This window comes from Luteirhabdus pelagi, assembly GCF_016827595.1.
Classification (GTDB): domain Bacteria; phylum Bacteroidota; class Bacteroidia; order Flavobacteriales; family Flavobacteriaceae; genus Luteirhabdus; species Luteirhabdus pelagi.
This window is the reverse complement of record NZ_JAECMS010000006.1, coordinates 82,942-102,362: the sequence shown is the minus strand read 5'-3', so window position 1 is coordinate 102,362 and position 19,421 is coordinate 82,942. Positions and strand designations below refer to the sequence as shown.

Genomic DNA, 19,421 nt, shown 5'->3' with positions numbered 1-19,421 from the left:
ACGTTCGGGCGGGGAGTAGGAGGTAGGAGGTAGGAGGTAGGAGGTAGGAAGTAGGAGGTAGGAGGTAATATTTTAAACACCCAACACCCAACACCCCTAGCCCGCCGAAGGAGGGAACACCAAACACTAATTCATAACTTTACATTCTCAATTCTCAATTCTGAATTCTGAATTCTGTGCCACTTTGCTATTCTGCTACTCTGCTACTTTGAAACTATTCTTTCTCCACCTTCGCAACCTCTTCTTCGGTTACCATTTTATCCTGTGAGTTACCCCAACGGTTCATGACATAATTCATGACATCGGCTACTTCTTGGTCGGATAGGCCCATTGGAACCATAATACCATCGTAGGTTTTCCCATTCACGACGATTTTACCTTTCTGACCGTATTTTACGGCTCGGATGCTCTCGGTCCGCTTATCACGAAGCCAACTACTATTTGCCAAAGGAGGAAAATTCCCGGGAATGCCTTGTCCGTTCGCCAAATGGCATTGCATACAGAAATCGGTATACACCATACCGCCACGTTCCATGCTTTCTTCCAACGGGGTTTGCTGTGTTTTTTTGGTGCTTTCCGTTGTACCGATTTTAATGTTTTCTGAAGTATTCTTCTTATCGTTTTTACAAGATGCTAGTGCGATGAATAGTGAAAGGATGAGAATGTAGTTTGTCATGGTTTAGGTTTTCTGTAAAGTATTTAAGTTGACTTCGTGCTTTTTCAATTGCTCTTCGACAGCCCTTCGATGCTTCGACTACCCTTCGACAAGCTCAGGGTGACAGTTCAAGGTGACAATAGTATGTTCGACATCAAGCATTTTAAATGCTATTTTTTCGGAACCACTTTATAAATGCCATCGCCTTCAACTGCGATGTACATATAATCATCGGGTCCCATTCGAACGTTTCGAACGCGTCCGATATCTTGGGCAATTTTTTCACGCCCTGTCACTTCCGAACCGTTCAACTTCACCAATTCAACATAATTGAACTTTAGGGAACCGACCAATAAATGGCCTTTCCATTCTGGATAGCGATCGCCCGTTACGAAATCCATTCCGCAAGGAGCAATCGAAGGTACCCAATAATAAATAGGTTGCGTCATTCCCGGTTTGGAGGTCTGATCGGTGATTTCCGTTCCGCTATAATTTACGCCGTAGGTCACTTCGGGCCAACCGTAGTTCGCGCCCTTCTCAATAATATTGATTTCATCTCCACCTTTTGGTCCGTGCTCATGCACCCAAATGGCTCCGGTTTCGGGGTGACGTGCCATTCCTTGTGGGTTTCGATGTCCGTAGGAATAGATCGCTTCCCGAACGTTCGCTTCACCTACAAACGGATTATCCTCGGGAATGCGACCATCATCATGTAGGCGATATACTTTTCCACCATCGCGAGTAAGGTCTTGCGGATTCACATCGCGATTTCCTCTTTCACCGACAGAAAAATAGAGATAGCCATCGGTATCAAATTCAATTCGAGAGCCAAAGTGCTGACCTCTTGTGCTGTTCGGCATCGCTTTATATAAATCTTCAATATTTGTAAGGGCTCCATTTTCAAGCTTGGCGCGAATCAGTTTGGTATTTCCACCATTGCCTTCGCCTTCGGTACTGCTATAAGTAATATAGATCCAGCCGTTGTTTTTATAGTTTGGGTGAAGCGTTATGTCCAACAATCCACCTTGTCCGCGATTGTACACTTCCGGAACATTTTGAATTTCCGATTTGGTGCCATCCTTAAAGTGAATCAGTCGTCCATCCTTTTCAGTAATAAGCATACTTCCTTCCGGCAACCATGTCATTCCCCAAGGATTATCGAGGTTATCCACAATGCGTTGGGTATCGTACGTTCGTGTATCGTCGGTTTGAATAGCTACATCATTCTTTTTTGTCCGTTGGGCACAGGAAATGAAAAAGCTGAGACATAGCAGAGAAACTGCAATTCTTTTCATAGCTGGAAATTTTAGGAAAAGATACTGAATTCCAAGAATAATAAAAAGCCCAAGACCGATCGATCAAGGGCTTTTGCGGGGTATAAGGGTATATCCCTTTCATAGCATAAGCGATAGGAATATCTTTCAACTATAGGTACGTAATCTTGAGCAGCATGGTTTTAAAAAATGAAAAGATTTTAGGAATCTTCTTCCAAAGCAGCTTCCAATTCGTCGGTCATCTTCAAATTGTGAAACACATCCTGTACATCGTCGTCGTCTTCAAAAGCATCGATGAGGTTCACGATATCTTTTGCTTCGTTCAAGGGAAGTTCAATCGTGTTTTGCGGAATGCGCTGTAGTTCAGAATTGTGCGGCTCGATATTTTGCGCGTCTAATTTATCCGACATATTTCCGAAGTCGGTGAAGTCGGTATAAATGGTGAAAAAATCTTCTTCATTCTCGAACCGTGTCGCTCCAGCTTCTATCAATTCCAATTGCAAGGTTTCAAAATCGAGATCTAAATGTTCCTTCTTCAATGTGAAAACACCTTTTCGGTCAAATAAGAATTCCAGCGAACCATTGGTGCCCAAACTGCCATCATGTTTGGTGAAAATTGATCGTACCGATGCGACGGTTCTATTGGTGTTATCGGTAGTGCATTCCACAAAAATGGCAATTCCGTGTGGGCCGTAGCCTTCAAACGACATCTTTTCGTAACTATCGGCATCGGCACCCGTAGCTTTTTTGATCGCCCGTTGAATGGTGTCCTTCGGCATGTTTACACCTTTCGCATTCTGAATGGCATTCCGAAGCGCCGGATTGGTTTCTGGGTCGCCGTTTTGGTTATTTTCCTTGATGGCGACGTTTATTTCCTTGATGACGCGGGTGAATTGCTTCGCGCGCTTTTTATCCTGAGCGCCTTTGCGGTGTTTTATGTTCGACCATTTACTGTGTCCTGCCATGTTTCTGTTTTTCGAATGTTAGCTTCCGAATAACTTATGCTTTTTTCTGAAATTTTTCAACTACTGCTTTCATAAAGTTTTCTGAAAGGAAAGGGGTTGACAGCTTTGTTGCAAACCCGTATCTTTACCGAAACGCTTTTTTTATGGAGAAAACCTACAAAGCCATCGTAAACGACTCCTTCGAATTTACGATGAAACAATCTGAAATCGACAGCTTAGATAGCATCACACAACACAATTCCAAAACCCACATTTTAAAAGATAATACCTCCGTTGCTGCGGAAATCGTTGCGAGCGATTTTCACACAAGGACGTATACCATTAAGGTGAATGGTAATAGATATACCGTTTCTATTGAAAGTGAATTGGACGCGCTTATTGAAGAAATGGGACTTTCACTCGGTAGCGATGCCGTTGAAAATGAAATCCATGCGCCTATGCCAGGCGTTATTCTTGAAGTGAACATTTCCGAAGGCGATTCCGTTTCGGAAGGTGATACACTCTGCGTCTTGGAAGCCATGAAAATGGAAAACGCCCTAACAGCCTCGAAGAATGCAACCGTGAAAGCGGTTCATATTGCCAATGGCGATACGGTCGATAAAAATGCATTGCTAATTGAACTGGAAGACTGATGAAAATAAAGAAAATACTTGTAGCGAATAGAGGTGAAATCGCCCTACGTGTTATGAAAACAGCACGAAATATGGGCATTAAAACGGTGGCCGTGTTTTCGGAAGTCGATCGGCATGCACCCCATGTTACCTTTGCAGATGAAGCCGTATGTATCGGACCAGCACCATCTTCAGAATCGTATTTAAAAGGAGATACGATCATCGAAACGGCTAAAAAACTTGGTGTGGACGCTATTCACCCTGGTTACGGTTTCTTAAGTGAAAATGCCGATTTTTCTGAAGCGGTTGCGAAAGCCGGATTGATTTTTATCGGACCCAAAGCCCATGCCATCAGTGTGATGGGAAGTAAATTGGCCGCCAAGGAAACCGTAAAGAAGTATGATGTGCCAATGGTACCCGGTATTGATGAAGCGATTACAGACACCGAGAAAGCAAAACAAATTGCGAAGGATATTGGATTCCCAATTTTGATCAAAGCATCTGCCGGTGGCGGTGGTAAGGGAATGCGTGTGGTTGAAAAGGAAAGCGAACTGGAAGAACAGATGAAACGCGCCATCAGCGAGGCTAAATCTGCCTTTGGCGATGGTTCTGTCTTTATCGAAAAATACGTGGGCTCTCCACGCCATATCGAAATTCAAGTACTGGCCGACACCCATGGAAATGTAGTGCACCTTTTTGAACGCGAATGCAGTATTCAGCGACGCCACCAAAAAGTAGTCGAGGAAGCACCTTCTTCAGTATTGTCACCTAAATTACGCCAGGAAATGGGGGAAGCAGCCGTAAATGTGGCTAAATCTTGCGATTATATCGGCGCTGGCACAGTCGAGTTCCTTTTGGATGAAAAACATAATTTCTACTTTCTTGAGATGAATACTCGGTTGCAGGTAGAGCATCCCGTTACGGAATGGATTACCGGTATCGATTTGGTGGAACAACAAATTAAGGTAGCGGAAGGAGCCGAACTATCCTTCAAACAAGAAGATCTGACCATTACGGGTCACGCCATGGAACTTCGTGTATATGCTGAAGATTCACTAGACAATTTTATGCCGAGCGTTGGAACCTTGGACGTGTACCGTCCGCCCTCTGGCAATAACATTCGGGTAGACGATGGCTTTTTGGAAGGAATGGAAGTGCCCATTCAGTACGATCCAATGCTTTCAAAATTGATTACCTATGGGAAAGACCGTATGGAAGCCATTCAACGGATGAAGGAAGCCATCGATCAGTATGAAGTGGAAGGCGTAGCGACTACGTTGCCGTTTGGAGCCTTTGTGATGGATCATGAAGCCTTTCAGTCTGGCGACTTCGACACACATTTCGTAAAAAATTACTATTCGGAAGAAAAATTGAAGGGGGAGCGTAAAGCGGAAGCAGAAATCGCTGCAACTATTGCAATACAAGAGTATTTGAAGGATGTAGAAAAGTTACGCGTTCCAAAGCATAGATAAAAAATTTGTTAATCCTTAAAACGATTCCTGTCTTCGCAGGAAATATTATGAGCGACACCAACAAACAATTACAAGAGAAGATTGCCCAAGCAAAATTGGGCGGCGGTCAAAAGCGCATCGATAAACAACACGAAAAGAAGAAATTAACCGCACGGGAACGCATCGAATATCTATTGGATGAAGGTTCCTTCGAAGAAATGGGAATCCTCGTAACCCACCGGACAACAGAGTTCGGAATGGATACACAGAAATTCTATGGCGATGGCGTGGTTACCGGTTACGGAACCATCGACGAGCGATTAGTATACGTCTTCGCTCAGGATTTTACCGTATTTGGAGGTTCGCTTTCAGAAACGCATGCAGAAAAGATCTGTAAGATTATGGATCACGCCATGCGCGTTGGAGCTCCTGTTATTGGCTTAAACGATTCAGGAGGCGCCCGAATTCAGGAAGGCGTTCGTAGTTTGGGTGGTTATGCCGATATTTTCTACAGAAATGTGCAGGCTTCAGGCGTAGTGCCACAAATTTCAGCTATTATGGGACCCTGCGCCGGGGGTGCGGTATATTCGCCGGCCATGACCGACTTCACCTTAATGGTTCAGGATAGCAGTTATATGTTTGTTACGGGTCCGAATGTAGTGAAGACCGTTACAAATGAGAATGTTACTTCAGAGGAATTAGGGGGCGCACGGACCCATGCGACTAAAAGTGGGGTGACGCATTTCACCGCTAGTAATGATATTGTATGTTTGGAACAGGTGAAACAATTGTTGAGCTATCTTCCACAAAACAATCAGTCCAAACCTGAAATGCTTCCGTATGAGTTGAGTGAAGAACTGCGCGAAGAACTGGAAGCGGTTGTACCGGACAGCTCAAACAAACCGTATGACATGCATTCGGTGATTTCTGGGATTATTGACGAGGAAAGTTTTTTTGAAGTTCATAAAGATTACGCCGATAATATTATTGTTGGGTTTGCCCGTTTAGGGGGAAGAAGTATCGGAATTGTCGCCAATCAACCGATGAGTTTGGCGGGCGTTTTGGACGTTGATAGCAGTAAGAAAGGAGCACGATTTGTGCGTTTCTGTGATGCCTTCAATATTCCGTTATTGGTGTTGGTAGATGTGCCAGGATTCTTACCGGGAACCGATCAGGAATGGAACGGAATTATTCTGAATGGTGCCAAATTGCTGTATGCCTTAAGTGAAGCAACCGTGCCGAGAGTTACCCTTATTACACGAAAAGCCTATGGAGGTGCCTATGACGTGATGAACAGTAAGCATATTGGTGCCGATATGAATTTTGCGTGGCCGACGGCTGAAATTGCGGTTATGGGTGCGAAAGGTGCCAGTGAAATTATCTTTAGAAGGGAGATCGCTGCTGCAGAAGATCCAGAACTCAAGCTTTCCGAAAAGGAAGCCGAATATGCAGAAGCCTTTGCGAATCCTTTTAAAGCTGCGCAACGCGGGTTTATCGATGAGGTTATCCAACCTAAGGATTCTAGACGAAAACTGATGAAGGCTTTTGCGATGCTGGAAACAAAGAATGTAGAAGGACCAAAACGAAAACACGGCAATATTCCTCTATAAAAATTGTAAAATTTAAAATTGAAAATAGGGTAGGGTAATTGTTTTGAAGGCTGTTATAAGGATTGAAAACTATATTTCCTTAAATTACGGCAGCAATTTTTGCCAAATCCTATGAAGCACCTTTTTTCGAAAATGAAGTCCGTGCTACTCCGTTTTTTTGATACGCGAGCTGCGGGTCTTTATTTTATTCTTTTTGCTATCGCTATTGCGGTAGCTACCTTTATTGAAAACGATTACGGAACGAGTGCCGCCCAAAAGGTGGTGTACCAAACGTGGTGGTTTGAACTATTACTCTTCTTATTTGCAGCCACTATTTTCGTTAATATCATTCGGTACCGAATGGTGCAGCAAAAAAAATGGGCGCTGCTGTTATTTCACGCCTCCATTATTATCATTCTATTGGGCGCGGGGGTTACCCGTTATTTTGGGTTTGAAGGGGTGATGCACATTCGCGAAAACGATGCGGCTAATACGTTTTTGAGTGCTGAAACCTTTTTAAAATTTTCAGTACAAAAGGATGGTGAAACCTACGAATTTGAGGAGCCGGTATTGTTTGCAAGTATAGGTAATAACGATTTCGAGGAAAGCTACCTTATCGATGGAACCCAAATAGACATAGCGGTAACCGATTTCATTCCGAATCCAATACAATCCTTAGTGCCTTCATCCGATGGAAAACCTATACTTCAAATAGTGATGGGAGGTATGAATGGTCGGGAAGAATACTTCATAGAGCAAGGGCAGGTCCGTCGCATTCGAAATGTGCTTTTCAACTTCAAGGAAACACCCATAGATGGTGCGGTAAATATTCGCTATTCTTCAGAAGGCATCTTCCTTCAGCATGACAAACCACTTAGTCAAACCGTAATGGCAACCCAAGAACGGTCAACGCTGGAACCGACTGGTGAATACTACCCCTTAAAACTTCGTTCGTTATATTCGGACGGAAGCAGCAGTTTTGTATTTGCTCAGTTTCAGCCGAACGCAATACTTGAGTTATCTTCAGAAAAACCCAAAGTTGAAAATCAAAGTACGACCGCGGTTGAAGTTGCAGTTACGGCAAATAAGGAAACGAAGCAAACCTTGGTATATGGCAATAAAGGAATTCCCGGTCGACCTACGACCATTCCATTCGATGATATGCGGGTAACCATATCATACGGAGCCAGAGAGGTGTCCGTGCCGTTTGCCATTCGATTGAATGAATTCATTCTTGAAAAATATCCCGGAACCAACAGCGCTTCTTCCTATGCCAGTGAAGTGACCTTACGCGATCCGGCGGAAGGCGTCGATATGGACTATCGCATTTATATGAACAACATCTTGAACTACGGTGGCTATCGGTTCTTTCAATCGTCTTTCGATAAAGATGAAAAAGGAACGTATTTAAGTGTCAATAGCGATTTTTGGGGGACACTGATTTCCTATATCGGATATGCATTGCTGACCTTAGGTATGATATGGACGTTATTCAGTAAGAATACGCGTTTTTATTCCCTTCGGAAGAAAATTGGAAACCTTAGAAACAAACGGGGCACCTTTTTAATACCGTTGCTCCTCATGTTGACCTTTTCTTCAGTTTCGGCCCAACATTCGCACGTAGACCATGCTGTCGCTGAAGATCATGCCGAAGCATTTAGCACCTTAGTCGTTCAGGACTTTAAAGGCCGAATGAAACCGATGCATACCTTGTCTCGGGAATTATTACGTAAAATTCATCGTAGTGAAACGGTCGACGGCCTGAATGCCGATCAAGTCTTTCTCAGCCTTTTTGTAAACAAGGAACAATGGTATGAGGTTCCATTAATAAAATTGGGGAAACATCCAGATGTGAAGAAGTTATTAGGAGTGAACAACGATTTTGCTTCGTATAAGGATTTCTTTGATGCAAAAGGCCAATATAAACTTCGTGATGAGGTTCGTAGGGTGTACGGTTTGGAACCTATCGACCGAGGTACCTATGCGAAGGAATTGTTGAAGATTGATGAACGCCTCAATATTTTGAGTATGGCGTTTTCGGGAAGCTTGCTGAAAATCATTCCCCTTGCCAACGATCCCAACAATACGTGGGTTGCGTATAACAATCATGGTCATAGTAGCAACGATGGTCACAATCATAATACGGTAGCCGATAAATTTTTCAATGCTTATGGCACAGCGCTAAAACAAGCTACCGTTTCAGGAAATTACGAACATGCCGGGCATTTACTTGAAGAGCTGAAAACATATCAGAAGAAAGAAGGGCAAGGCGTTATTCCTTCAGATTCTGAATTAAAGGCAGAAATTTGGCTGAATAAATTAAACGTCTTCAACAGGCTTGCAGGCTACTATATGCTCTTGGGCGTCGTGTTCTTGGTATTCCTGTTTATTTCGGTTTTTAAACCGAATTGGAAGCTTAAAAAGATTTACTATATCCTTTTCGGGCTTGTGGCATTAGGTTTTCTATTTCATACACTTGGATTAGGACTGCGTTGGTACGTTTCTGGACGCGCTCCTTGGAGTAATGGGTACGAATCGATGATCTACATTGCGTGGACCACAACCTTGGCGGGAGTGCTGTTTACACGAAAATCGTTTGGTGGTTTGGCGGCAACCATGGTATTGGCAGGAACAATTCTTTTTGTGGCCACGCTGAGCTTTTTAGACCCTCAGATTACACCTTTGGTTCCAGTATTGAAATCGTATTGGCTCACGATTCACGTTTCATTGGAAGCGGGAAGTTATGGTTTCTTGATGCTTGGAGCGATCATCGGGATTATCAATTTGATACTGCTGATCTTTATTACAGAAAAGAACAAAAAACGAGTAAAGCAAATCGTTCAAGAATTGTCGTATATCAGTGAGCTTACCCTCATAGGCGGTTTGTTTATGATGAGTATTGGCACCTATCTGGGCGGTGTTTGGGCAAACGAATCCTGGGGACGCTATTGGGGATGGGATGCTAAGGAAACCTGGGCCTTGGTTACCATTTTGGTGTATGCCTTTATCTTGCACATGCGATTTATCCCTAAGTTTCGTGGATTATATGCCTATAATGTGGCTACCATCTTCGGATTGGCCTCGGTAATCATGACCTATTATGGAGTGAACTATTACCTTTCGGGCTTGCATAGTTATGCCACGGGCGATCCCATCCCAATTCCGACGTGGGTGTATATTGTTGTTATAATTTTAGTGGTGATAAGCTTGCTAGCCTTTTGGCGAAAGCGAAAGTTTGTAGAAATATCCTAAAGTTTATTACTTCACTACTTCGGCATTCTCGATGATAAGATCGTAGGTATAGCCAGCGCCAAAATCGCGGTTTAGAACTACGGTTCCCTTCATTGTAACCGTTTCTCCTTCCTGTACAAATTGTTTGCTGGTTAGTACCATATCAAAATCGTCTTGTGTACCATCTTGTAGATGAATCCAATTGCGATTCATAATATTGGGGTTCACTTTAGCGACTTTCCCGGATAGTTGAACGACCTTGCCCTCATAGCGATTCGGTTCTTTTAATAAATCGGCAATGGACATAGAACCTTTTTGTTGTGAAATCTTTTCACCGTGCATTTCAATATCTTCCTTAACGGGAGTGGTTTGCGAACGCGTAACATCTCCTTGACCTTGCATATTAGTATGCATTGCATGGTCTTCTGGTACCAGATTATTAATTAGGATCATGCGGTCGAACACACGATTATGCTCCTTACTCTCAAAATTGGTTTTCAGCAAACCGCCACGATAGAAATAGGTCTTTCCAACTTCAATCGGTTGCTTGGCAGTGGCTATCCAAAAGGTCTCTCCGTTTTCAGAAACATTCAAGTACACATATTTTGTGGTGGGTAAAACTTCCTTTACCGTTACTTTATGGATACCATCAGATACCGATTCGTTGGGTTCAGTAGTGTGGTTATGCGTTGTCTCCGTATTTGTATTTTCTTCTGAAAAGATATTGCTAGCCGTTTTGGATACTTCTTTTTCCTTGGCACTAATAACTTTTGGCCCGTCATTACAGGCGAAAAGTATACTTAATGTGGCTAGGGTAAGGACTGTTTTTTTCATTGTGGAAAGATATTATTTTTTCACTTGCTATAAAATCGCTTTATTAAACGTGTATAGAAGCGGTAATTGTTTTCTTCTTCGAATTGCGACAATTCACCATTTATCGAAAATAGCCACGTTCGTGAGATATTCCATGAAATACTAGCGCCATAATAACTTTGTTGTCGCTCCTGTGTGGAACTAGCATAGGTATAATCGGCCATTCGATAGTATAATTCACCGTCAAGCTTACGGTCGATAATTTCTCTTGAATAGCGGAATGATAGTATGGAACTTTCCAAATAATTCGATTCGTTTCGATTATAGTTGAAGTTGAACCGTCCGTCGATTGCGGGAATTTTGGACCAACTGATATAGCCGTTTATATTATCCGATTTATTTAGGTCGTTTTCCTGAAACCGGGTAGCGTAGCTTCCCCCGAAGCGTACATATTTCAGTGGACGAATGTTGGCCCGGATTCGAACACCTTGCCTGGCGAAATCATCATCCAAGAGTTGCTCGATTTCTGTTTTGAAAGTTTCGTAAAATATTACTCTTTTTCGGGTATCGTACGATACCATCAAATCAAACGCGCGGCTAAAGCGATACCGCGCAGAAACATACATGTTGGTCAGTCGCGTTTCACTTCCTTGATTTCCGTATAAATCCAGTTCCATAGAGCCGAAAAGATTTAAGTCTCCAATAAAACTATTGTGTTGTAAATAGGTGTACATCCTGTCTGTGGCACCGTTATTGGTCTGCTGCTTCACCCCAACAGTTGTTTGCGAATAGGTGTCGTCCCCTTTTGTTTCAATTCCCAGATATCCGCCATATTGAAGTAAGTCGGAATTAAACCCAAAATCGAAAAAGTCGGGACGGAAACCGCCCATCGCACCGACATAAAAATTTCCGAAGTATTTTTCCAATTGAAGGCCATCGTTAGCACCCAAAGAAGGAGCTTTTGGATTAATCTTTCTTCCTAGCGTTGCTGTAAAGGTGGTGTCGATATCGTAACGTACTGAAAGGTTGAAGATGTTAAGCATACTTGTTCTTCCAGTGAAATTGCTGTCTTCGGGTAAAATTACGTTTCGATAATTCAGATAGGCTTCAGTAGAAAAGCGGGAATCGCCGATATTATCGGCTGTCATCGAAAACCGACTCATAATACGATGTCTGTCTTCCCGAACATCCGAAAACTGGTTATAGCTGCTTGCAGAAATGCGGCCGCGTATTTTCTCTTGAAAGGGGCCAGATGTTTCATTTGTGTTCTCTGAAGTTGAACGTACTGGCTTCGGACGAGTGGGCTGGGGTGTTTCGACAACGTCCACATCTTTGGATTGGGTACTTTTCTTTGTGGTATGTACGACTTCATCTCCTTTGGCGACCGTACAATCATTAATAACGGTACAGACTGCTGAAGTAGACGATTTATCATCCACCAATAAGCATGGCTTATTATCCGCTCCTATGCGAAGCGAATCACCAACCTTAATTACTTCAGTATTGTCAAATTTCACATATACATTTTGCGAAGTAACAAAGGAAACTTGTCCCTGTTGCGTTTGCTGGGCCCTCGATTGCTGCCAAATGAAAAGCAGTAGGAATATGGATAAGATGCGTTGGTACCGCTTCATATTTAAAGTTCTTCGCCTGTGGGGTGACATTGGAAACAGGCGTTGCTAGTATATTGATAATCGGGTACATCCTCGTGGTCGTCATTTGTTTCACCTGCTGGATGACAGTTTAAGCAATCAAAAATTGAATAATTGTTAGGATCGGTATGACAATCGATGCAGTTGTTCCATTCGCCTTGGTGTTCACCGCTATAAATCGGGAAATACATTCCATCATGATCAAAATCGGCAGGCTCCCAGGCATTCACGGTATGACATTGCGTGCAATCTGTAGGAAAATTGGCGGCTGAATGATTTGGATTAGTGGTTTGGTTAAAATCCGTTAAGTGGCAAGACTCACAATCGGTAGGAGTACCTTGATAACCATCGGCATGACATTGTATACAATCCACCCCCATATGTCCGCCCATTAATGGAAAATTGGTGGCGGAATGATCGAAGCCTTCGCTTTCATTACCCGTAGGATGACACGCAAGGCAGGCGGTACTTTCATACACATAACCCGAGATACCTTCGTGTTCGTCGTTTGTTTCTCCTGCAGTATGACAGGTGGTACAGGTGAAAACAGCATAATTACTAGGATTGGGGTGGCATTCCACACAATCGCTCCAAACGCCTTCATGTTCACCGCTATAAATAGGGAAAAATTGGTCATCGTGGTCGAAAGTAGCAGGCATCCATCCCGGATCGGTAGTATGGCACTCTATACAATCGGTAGAAAAGCCAGTAGCGGTATGATTTGGATTACTGGTTTGATTAAAGTCGTCCAAATGGCAATTCACACATTCAGGGGAAAGCCCGGAAAACGTTCCTGAGGTATGACACTGATTACAGTCTTGAATATCGTGCCCTAACGTTAGTGGGAAGAAGTCATGATTGATGCCTTCCGCTTCCCAACCAAACCCAAATGGGTTATGGCATTCGGTACAATCGGTGCTGTAGCCAGCCGCCACGTGATTAGGATTCTGGGTTGCCAAATAATCCTGACGGTGACATTCGATACATTCGTTTCCAATTCTATTGAATATGATGCGTACATCGCCTGTATGACATTCAACACAACTAACATTGGCATGTACACCGATTAAAGGGAATCCGTTTTGTTCATGAAGCTCTGGAATTTCATCAACCAGCCATGATTGCGTATCATGACAACGCATACAATCGTTTCCAACGGTTTGGGAATGAATATCTAAATGACAAGAAATACAATCCTTTGGCGCATTTTCAAAGACCAAATCGCTATGACATGATGCACAGTCGGTCAATTCGTGGGCACCTTCCAGTTCAAAATCAGTAGTAGCATGATCGAATTGAAGCGTTTCAAAATCGATTTCCCAACCCTCGGGATTATGGCATTGGGCACAGTCTATCTGTAAATTTTCTCCGTGCGGCGATTGCCCTAGTAGGAGTGCGGTTCCTAAGAGGAATACCAATATTATAGATGACAGTCTGTGCATTCCAATTTGTTTAGTTGATAAACGATTTCGGTTTCACCAGTGGCACTTTCTATAGCATGACACGCATTGCAGGTTAGGCTAGCATGTTTTCCTTCTAAGGGAAAACGCGTATTGCTATGGTCAAATTTTTCAGGCATCCAACTGTTGGTTACATGACACCTCATACAGTCTGTAACGCCATTAACGGCAAAGTCATCTCCATGCACATTTTCGTGACAAGTGGTGCAATCGGTATTCAAATTACTGAAATTCTGCGAAATAACTGTTTTTTCGTTATCAATTTCAAAATGACACTCACGACAATTAACGGTTTGGTGCGCTCCCGTTAATGGCCAATCGGTTCGTGTGTGGTCGAATGAAACAGCCGCCCAAGTATCGCTAATATGGCATGCTTCACAGTCTTGTTGTGGGTAAAATTCTGAAGCTAAGTAGCCTTCATGAAAATCGGTGTGGCAGTCAATACAATCATTTCCGAGATTGGCAAACGACCAGCGTTCTTCACCTTCATCTACATGGCAAGCAAAACAAGGTGTCGCTATATGGGCACCTTCCAAAGGAAAATCAGATTTTTGGTGATCTTCCAAAGTGAAGAGGGTATACTCAAAACCTTTTTCCAAAGAATGGCATTCTTTACAGTCTGGCGAAACACCATTCTCGGCAAATTCACCATTGTGATAATCCTCATGACAATTCATGCAAGCCGAAAAATCGATCGGATTGCTGAAGCGTTCGGCATGGCATTCCCGACAATCTACTCCAACATGTTGCCCTTCCAAGGGATAATCGGTAGTGCTATGGTCGAAAAAGTCCATGTCGCGTAACGCTAGGAAACTGCTTTCCTGATGACATTTATTACAATTGGTGCCGTACTTTCCGTCGTGTTGGTCTTCATGGCATGAAATACAGCTGGTTTCTTCGATATTAATATTATCCTGAAATACGGAGGTAGGAGAAGAGACCGTTTTGTGGCAGCTGAAACAGTCAATATTTTTATGACTTCCTTTTAAGGTGAAGCCGGTAACAGCGTGGTTGAAACTCCCCCTTCCCGCAAATGTTGAAAAGGATGTTTCGGTATGGCAACTGGCACAGGTTCCGGGAAGTTGACCGTTATGAACATCGTCGTGACATGCTTTACAGTCTTCAAACGCAATTCCTTCGAATAAGGTGAAGGGTTCGCCATTTCGAGTTGTTTCTTGGTGGCATTCCTTACAATCCACATTTATATGTTCTCCTCGCAATGGAAAATTGGAGGTGCTATGATCGAATTTGGGCGCTGGCGACCATGCTTCCATAGTATGGCAGGACATACAATCGTTGGTAAGGGTTTCTTGATGGTAATCGTCGTGGCAGGAAAGGCATTTTGTGTCCAGGCCTAAGAAGGTGTCCTCCCGCTTCCGCAATTCACTATTTTGAATGTTGCTTGGTTTATGGCATTCGCGGCAGTCGACTGAAGCATGAGCGCCTTCTAATTCGTAGCCGGCAAGGGTGTGGTCGAAATTGTTTTCATCGAAACGAATCATATCGAACTTCCGACCGTGGTGTTCGCTATGACACTCAAAACAGTTTTGGTTGCGAACAGAGGAGTTGGCATGATAGCCTTCATCCCTGCGCAATAACGTTTGAATTTCTGTGTGGCAGGCTAAACACTTTTGATCCGATACGCGCTCCCCAAGTACGTGGCATTCAGTACAATTGGAGATGCCTTCCAGTTGCGAATGGGCTTGCGTTAGGTCGCCCGGTGATATTTGACCGAGTAGTATCATGTTGCTGAGCATGGCCAGAAACAATATGCTATTTGCTATGAATCGTTTCAGGATGTTATAGGCTAGGTGTATTAAAGGTATGAATTTTTCTTTTTCACTTATGTTTTTTCAAAATATATCCAAATCGCTTCGTAATCTCGATCCCTGCTTTCTGTAAAAAATTGGTGGGCATTTCACCACCGGCGAAAATGTATACACGATCATTTTTAAGTTGGCGTGTATCTTCTTCACCTTCTACTTTCAACAAAACAGAATCTTCATTTATAGCCACACAATTCGAACTGTAAATAATCTTGATCTCTTCATTTTCGGCTGCCTGTTTTATTTTTTCCTTGTTCTTCGGTTTCAAGCGAGAGAACTTATCTTTTCGATAGGAAAGAATGACCTCGTTTTCGTCTTTCAATAATAGAACAGCTTCGATGGCAGAATCCCCACCTCCGACAACCAAAATTTTTTCATTAGCGATACGCTCGGGTTCTAAGAGTCTGTATGCCACCTTCTTGGATTCTTCACCGGGGACATCTAATTTTCTTGGGCTACCCCTTCTTCCTATGGAAAGCAGCACATTGTTAGCGAAATGCTCTTCTCCTTTATTGGTAATCAATTTGAAGGTTTTGTTTTCTTGTGGAATTACCTGTTCTATTTTTGTTTGTTCCCTAATTTCTAAATCGTGTTCGTTTATTACTTTTTTCCAAAGGGAAAGCAATTCTTTTTTTGAAGTATCGTAGAGCTTTACTTTTCCGTGTAAGGGCAATTCCATTGGGTTGGTCATAACCACCTTCGAGCGCGGAAAGGTGAAAACGGTACCACCCAGCGATTCTTGTTCGAAGGTCAGGCTTTTTAATCCTTGCTTTTTTGCTTCAAGGGTTGCGGAAATTCCAGCGGGGCCAGCTCCTACTATTGCGACATCGATAATCCCTTCTTTTTTGGGCTTTTTTGCCTTTACCATATATTGAACTGCCTGCTGGCCTTGTTCTACGGAGTTTTTAATTAGTCCCATTCCCCCCAATTCGCCAGCGATATAAATGCCCTTTACATTGGTTTCAAAATTTTCATTGATATGGGGAAGATCCACACCGCGTTTTTCGGTTCCGATACGAAGGGAAATTGCTTCTACGGGACAGGCATGAAAACAAGCCCCGTGGCCGACGCAGTTCGATGCATTGATGACGGTAGCCTTTCCATCGACTATGCCCAATATGTCCTGTTCGGGACAGGCAGCAACACAGGCGGCACTTCCTATACAGGTGTTGAGGTTGATAAAAGGATGAAGCGAAACCGGTTCATGTAACCCTTCCTCTTTCGCCGTTTCAACTTTTTTTCGTGTGGTTTCGGAGGTGGTTTTTATCTTCCGAAGATAGAATATTACAATAGTTAGGCAAAATAGGGCTACGATGCCGTAAATGATGATTTCTTCTAAAACTACTTCACTCATATTTAAAATATCCAACGATATCCGAAGGCGATGGCAACACCCACATGGATTACCACAATTACTAGCATAATGAGGGCAAACGGCATATGTGCCACGTGCCAATATTTGAATAAGCGCTTCATCAACTCTAATCGGCCAATTCGTTTATTGAGCCTACGCTCGTCCTTAACCAATTTCAATACTTGTTTTTGATCCTCCTTTGGAACACTTTCTTTCGCTAACATGCTGCGGAGCGAACGCAGGGAAGGTTTTTTGCTACTTTCGGTATCGGTATAGTCTAAAAAAGATTGTATTTGCCCGCCATCAAGGTCATATTTTGAACTGAGGATTCCGGTTAGGTTGGTCTTCATCCCTTTCACCTCTTGTAGGCTCAGTTCGCGTCCTTCAATAGTTCTTGGTATTTGAATGTAGATAAACCGACCGATGACACCACTGGCCACCACGGCAACCATGCTCCAGAATGCGATGGATACAATACCTCCAAATTTAAAGGCGGTATGGAACAACACCATAATGGGACCAAGTGTACATAGGAAGATGTGAAACTCTAGGAGATATTTCAATTTAAGGTATTTCGACATAAAATTATAGCGCTTTCGAGCGATATAGATGCTTACTCCGAAAAGGATGAGAAAGGTTCCTATAATTCCTAGCCCTTGTCCATATAGTCCGCTTGGCTTGAACCAATCGTGCCTTGGGTGGTAGAAGCGTTCTTCCAAAGGAGTTGTATAATAGGTATAACCGGTATAAGAGAGATAAGCGAAAACGGCCAAAACGATTGCGGCCATGGTGCCGACATAGAGGGTATGCACAGTTTTTGTCACAGTAATTCCTTAGTTTTTTGAAAAGTACAACTTTTTTGAGAATAAGAATAGGTGTTCAAAAATATAACAGCTACAACTTGAAATACCCTACCCAATTTTAAAGTTGATTGCTGCAATTAGTTTGCAAATGGTGATACAATGTGTATTTTTGCCTTCCAATTTTTCGGGATGTGGCGCAGCCCGGTTAGCGCACACGCCTGGGGGGCGTGGGGTCGCAGGTTCAAATCCTGTCATCCCGACGAAATGGGTATCAGTGGATACCTTTCAAAAGCTAATCTTATGATTATCAGCATTTTTCATTTTTGTTGATTTCATTTGATTAGCTTTTTTTTGGTTTCAAAAGTTACCTATTCGGTTACCTGTTTTTTACGATATTTTTTCACTACATTGTAGTATCAACCTGGGTTGACATACTTTTCGATTTGACTTTCTGCATAAAACACGAGTTTCACCTAAAACCAGTAATCATGCAGAATTCAAGAACTTTCAGTATCCATTTTTGGATAAATCTAGCGAAGGAAAAAGATGGATTTGCTCCAATCTATGCCCGAATTACCGTTGATGGAAAACGTTCAGAAATCAGTTTACAGAGGTCTACTTCGGTTACCTATTGGGATACCAAATCCAAGAGAAGTACCCAAAAATCGTATGAAGCGAAGGAATTGAACGATTATTTGGATCAAGTGTATACCAAACTACTTGCTTGTCATAAGGAGTTACAGTCTGAATATAAGCTTATTACGGCGAAAACTATAAAGGCTAGGTTCGTCGGGCATGACGACGACCACAAATCCTTACTCGATCTGATACAATATCACAACGAAAATATGGTGGGAGTGCTTCGACCAGGAACCTTAAAAAACTATTATGCCACGGAGAATTATCTCAAAAGGTTTCTTTCCCAAAAGCTGAAAACCAACGATATATTTCTGAAACAGCTTTCTTATAGCTTCATTATTGATTTTGAACAGTTTCTCCGCAAGGGTGAACCATTACAAAAATCAAGATCATTGACGAATAACGGTATTATGAAACATCTGGAGCGCCTACGAAAATTGATGAACCTAGCCTTAGATCTTGAATGGCTTGACAAGAATCCCTTTGGCCGATACAAGCTCAAGTTTATCAAAAACACGAAGGAATACCTTTCAAGGGAGGATTTGAGGTTGTGGGAAGGTGCAGAGATTCAAAACGAGAGTTGGAGTATTGTTAGGGACCTTTTTTTATTTAGCTGTTATACCGGACTCTCCTACACCGATGTCAAGAATCTCACTGAAAACGAGATCCACCGTGGCATCGATGGGGATTACTGGATTTTTTCGACAAGGGGCAAGAATGGGCAACCCTATAAAGTTCCATTGCTACCGAAGGCCTTGGATATTTTGGACTTCTATAAAGAACATCCCGCAGTATCGGATTCGTTGCTGCCAGTGTTTACAAATCAAAAAATCAATCAATATATTAAGGAGATTGCAGACCAGTTAGGCATTCATAAGCACCTTACCTTTCATTCCGCAAGACATACATTCGCAACAACCGTAACCCTGTCAAATGGGGTTCCAATAGAAACAGTCTCAAAGATGCTTGGACACACCAAGATTACCACAACACAGGTATATGCGAGGGTTCTAGAAGAAAAAATAAGCAATGATATGAGGAATTTGAAATTACAACTAAATAATAGTAGCTTACCTAAGCATAAATTTGGATTATAAA

The 19,421-nt window shown here is 42.7% G+C and carries 14 protein-coding genes and 1 tRNA gene; 6 read left to right on the top strand and 9 right to left on the bottom strand.

Going from position 1 to position 19,421, the window contains the following annotated elements; translation table 11 throughout:
* Positions 1-214: 214 nt before the first annotated feature.
* The 3 genes from I4Q58_RS14355 to I4Q58_RS14345 form a co-directional block, all read right to left on the bottom strand.
* On the bottom strand, positions 215-676 hold the full coding sequence (locus I4Q58_RS14355) for a c-type cytochrome (RefSeq protein ID WP_203296594.1): 462 nt from the start codon (positions 674-676) through the stop codon (positions 215-217).
* Positions 677-825: 149 nt separating this feature from the next.
* On the bottom strand, positions 826-1,950 hold the full coding sequence (locus I4Q58_RS14350) for a PQQ-dependent sugar dehydrogenase (protein ID WP_203296593.1): 1,125 nt from the start codon (positions 1,948-1,950) through the stop codon (positions 826-828).
* A 179-nt stretch (positions 1,951-2,129) separates the two neighbouring features.
* Positions 2,130-2,894 carry a YebC/PmpR family DNA-binding transcriptional regulator gene (locus tag I4Q58_RS14345; RefSeq protein WP_203296592.1) on the bottom strand — a complete coding sequence of 255 codons (765 nt, stop codon included), beginning with the start codon at positions 2,892-2,894 and terminating at the stop codon, positions 2,130-2,132.
* A gap of 143 nt (positions 2,895-3,037) precedes the next feature.
* Here I4Q58_RS14345 and I4Q58_RS14340 point away from each other — a divergent pair, with 143 nt between their 5' ends.
* The 4 genes from I4Q58_RS14340 to ccsA all read left to right on the top strand — a co-directional run bounded on the left by I4Q58_RS14340 (position 3,038) and on the right by ccsA (position 9,797).
* A complete protein-coding gene (locus tag I4Q58_RS14340; protein WP_203296591.1) occupies positions 3,038-3,526 on the top strand; it encodes an acetyl-CoA carboxylase biotin carboxyl carrier protein subunit in 489 nt (162 codons plus the stop codon).
* Positions 3,527-3,531: 5 nt separating this feature from the next.
* Complete coding sequence (gene accC, locus I4Q58_RS14335) at positions 3,532-4,977, top strand: acetyl-CoA carboxylase biotin carboxylase subunit (RefSeq protein ID WP_203296661.1); 1,446 nt, start codon at positions 3,532-3,534, stop codon at positions 4,975-4,977.
* 47 nt (positions 4,978-5,024) lie between these two features.
* Positions 5,025-6,566 (top strand): acyl-CoA carboxylase subunit beta, encoded by a 1,542-nt coding sequence (locus tag I4Q58_RS14330; RefSeq protein ID WP_203296660.1) that lies wholly within the window; start codon positions 5,025-5,027, stop codon positions 6,564-6,566.
* A gap of 111 nt (positions 6,567-6,677) precedes the next feature.
* Positions 6,678-9,797, top strand: a complete 3,120-nt coding sequence (gene ccsA, locus I4Q58_RS14325) for a cytochrome c biogenesis protein (RefSeq protein ID WP_203296590.1) — start codon at positions 6,678-6,680, stop codon at positions 9,795-9,797.
* 6 nt (positions 9,798-9,803) lie between these two features.
* Here ccsA and I4Q58_RS14320 read toward each other — a convergent pair whose 3' ends face one another.
* The 6 genes from I4Q58_RS14320 to I4Q58_RS14295 form a co-directional block, all read right to left on the bottom strand.
* The gene (locus I4Q58_RS14320; RefSeq protein ID WP_203296589.1) at positions 9,804-10,610 is read right to left on the bottom strand and encodes a hypothetical protein; all 807 of its coding nucleotides are present in this window, start codon (positions 10,608-10,610) and stop codon (positions 9,804-9,806) included.
* Positions 10,611-10,630: 20 nt separating this feature from the next.
* Positions 10,631-12,223, bottom strand: coding sequence for a hypothetical protein (locus I4Q58_RS14315; RefSeq protein WP_203296588.1), 1,593 nt, complete (start codon positions 12,221-12,223; stop codon positions 10,631-10,633).
* Positions 12,224-12,225: 2 nt separating this feature from the next.
* The gene (locus I4Q58_RS14310) at positions 12,226-13,683 is read right to left on the bottom strand and encodes a cytochrome c3 family protein (protein ID WP_203296587.1); all 1,458 of its coding nucleotides are present in this window, start codon (positions 13,681-13,683) and stop codon (positions 12,226-12,228) included.
* Positions 13,662-15,446, bottom strand: a complete 1,785-nt coding sequence (locus I4Q58_RS14305; RefSeq protein ID WP_203296586.1) for a cytochrome c3 family protein — start codon at positions 15,444-15,446, stop codon at positions 13,662-13,664. The genes I4Q58_RS14310 and I4Q58_RS14305 overlap by 22 nt, the downstream gene beginning before the upstream one ends.
* Before the next feature lie 94 nt (positions 15,447-15,540).
* Positions 15,541-16,881: an NAD(P)-binding domain-containing protein gene (locus I4Q58_RS14300; protein ID WP_203296585.1), complete on the bottom strand. Its 1,341-nt coding sequence runs from the start codon at positions 16,879-16,881 to the stop codon at positions 15,541-15,543.
* A 2-nt stretch (positions 16,882-16,883) separates the two neighbouring features.
* Positions 16,884-17,705 (bottom strand): hypothetical protein, encoded by an 822-nt coding sequence (locus tag I4Q58_RS14295; RefSeq protein WP_317194071.1) that lies wholly within the window; start codon positions 17,703-17,705, stop codon positions 16,884-16,886.
* A gap of 164 nt (positions 17,706-17,869) precedes the next feature.
* On the opposite strand from I4Q58_RS14295, the gene I4Q58_RS14290 reads away from it, so the two are divergent.
* Positions 17,870-17,944, top strand: a tRNA-Pro gene (locus I4Q58_RS14290).
* Positions 17,945-18,172: 228 nt separating this feature from the next.
* Complete coding sequence (locus I4Q58_RS14285; RefSeq protein WP_203296584.1) at positions 18,173-19,420, top strand: site-specific integrase; 1,248 nt, start codon at positions 18,173-18,175, stop codon at positions 19,418-19,420.
* Position 19,421 lies beyond the last annotated feature (1 nt).